Here is a 1,903-nt window from a genome sequence, read left to right as displayed (position 1 = left end):
CCGCGGCGCTCGCCCTGGAACCGGACGCCGGCGAGCTCGGTGACCACACCCCCGGTCTCGCCCGCCAGGGTGCCGGAGACGGTGGCCGGCCCGTCGGCGCCGACGGTGACCAGCCCGGCCGGTGCCGCGACCGCCCGCAGCCGGGCCCACGCCACGTGCGCGGGCATCCGGACGTCCGGTCCGCCCGGGGCCGCCAGGACGTCCGCGAGCTGCAGCACGCCGTCGACCGCGGCCACCTCGTCGGTGCCGATGCCGAGGCGGGTGCGGTCCCCGCGGGTTTCGTCCGGCCGCCAGTGCGCCCGTGCGGCCGCCGGGCCGCCGGTGATCGCGGCGAGGCCGCGATACCCGGTGCCGTAGTGCAGTCCCTGGTCTTCGAACCGCCGGTAGAGCCCGTCGGCGTCCACCGGGTCGCCGGCGCCGTCCGGGGTCGCGACCTCGCGGACCTCGTCGGTGAGCAGGGCCGCGGCGTTGCGGGTCCAGGCCTGCCCGGGCCGCCGGGTCCAGAGGACGCATTCGGCGGGCGTGCCGGAGCCGACCGAGATCCGGGCTTCCACGACGTCGGTCTCCGCCTCGAAGGCGATGGGCCGCTCGAACGAGATGTCGGCCAGCAGGACGTCGGTGGTGTCCGGGCGCACCGCGCGCCCGATCCGCGCGAAGAGGCGGAGGATGCCGGCGGCCGGGACGATCCAGCGGTCCCCGACCCGGTGGCCGCCGATCCAGTCCTCGTCGGACGGAGCCAGGGTGAACGGGACGTCCGGGGCGAGCACGTCGCCGAGCGGGCCGCGCCGCGGCAGGGGGCCGAGCGGCCGGATCTCGGTGCGGTCGAAGGGGTAGGAGGGCAGCGGGAGCAGTCCCCCGCCGGCCACCCGGTTGAGCGCGGCCCAGTCGAGTCCGCGGTCGGCGCGGTAGGCCGCGGCGGCGACCTTGCCGACGTAGCCGGGGACGGACTTCTTCAGGTCGCAGACCAGCTCCGGGGCCGGCACCGCCCCGGCGGTCGCCGCGGCGCGCACCAGGCGCGAGAGCGTGGCGGAAAAGCCGATCTCGACCACGATCGCGGGGTGCGGTGACCGGCCGAGCACCTGCTCGGCGGCGGCGAGGAAGTCGACCGGCGAGGTCAGCTGGGTCGTCCAGTACCGCAGGCCGTCCGGTTCGCGAGTGGGGCCGTAGGCCGCGTTCGAGCCGACGAACGCCACCGCGGCGGGGTGCGCCGGGACGGGCGCGCCGCGCTCCAGCCGGCCGGCCGCCCCGGCCAGCAGCCGGCTGTGGAACGGCTTGCCGACGGGCAGCGTCGTCACGTGGATGCCCGCCGCGGCCGTGGTCTGCCGCAGGTCTTCGAGCCGCGGGCGGGGGCCGGCCAGCACGATCTGCGCCGGGCCGTTGACCGCCGCGACGTCGAGGTCGAGCTCGGCGGCCAGTGCCTTCGCGCGGTCGGGCGAGCAGCGCACCTGGGCCATGAACCCGGCCGGGGCGGCGTCCATCAGCGTGCAGCGGGCCGCCACCAGCGTCAGCGCGTCGGGTTCGGCCAGCAGGCCCGCGCACACGGCGGCCGTGATCTCCCCCAGGCTGTGCCCGGTGACGACGTCGGGGGCACAGCCGAAGGACCGCAGCAGGTCGGCCAGCGCCAGCTGGAACGAGAACTGCAGGACCTGTTCCCGGATCGTGCACGTTTCGCCGCAGGCGGCGCCGTCGGTGTCCACCGGCCGGGCCGGGTCGCCGGTGCGCCGGCCGACGTGCCGGTCGAACACGTCGGGCTCGAGCCGGGCCGAGAACTCCGCCAGCAGGGCCGGGAACCGCTCGGCGAAGACCGGCCACCGGGCCAGTTCGGCCACCGCGTCCCAGGAGAACCCGCTGCCCTGCCCGGGGAACGCCCAGACGGTCTCGCCGCGCACGGCGGCGGCCGGGA

At 77.3% G+C, this 1,903-nt stretch carries 1 protein-coding gene; it reads right to left on the bottom strand.

The window, feature by feature from the left end:
• Positions 1 to 1,903, bottom strand: a 1,903-nt coding sequence (locus CCN39_RS48815) for an acyltransferase domain-containing protein (protein WP_143264510.1), incomplete at both ends; no start/stop codon positions are given.

The organism is Amycolatopsis kentuckyensis (assembly GCF_002155975.1).
Taxonomy (GTDB): Bacteria; Actinomycetota; Actinomycetes; order Mycobacteriales; family Pseudonocardiaceae; genus Amycolatopsis; species Amycolatopsis kentuckyensis.
Note: the sequence above shows the minus strand (reverse complement) of the source record. Positions and strands in the feature narration are given on the sequence as shown.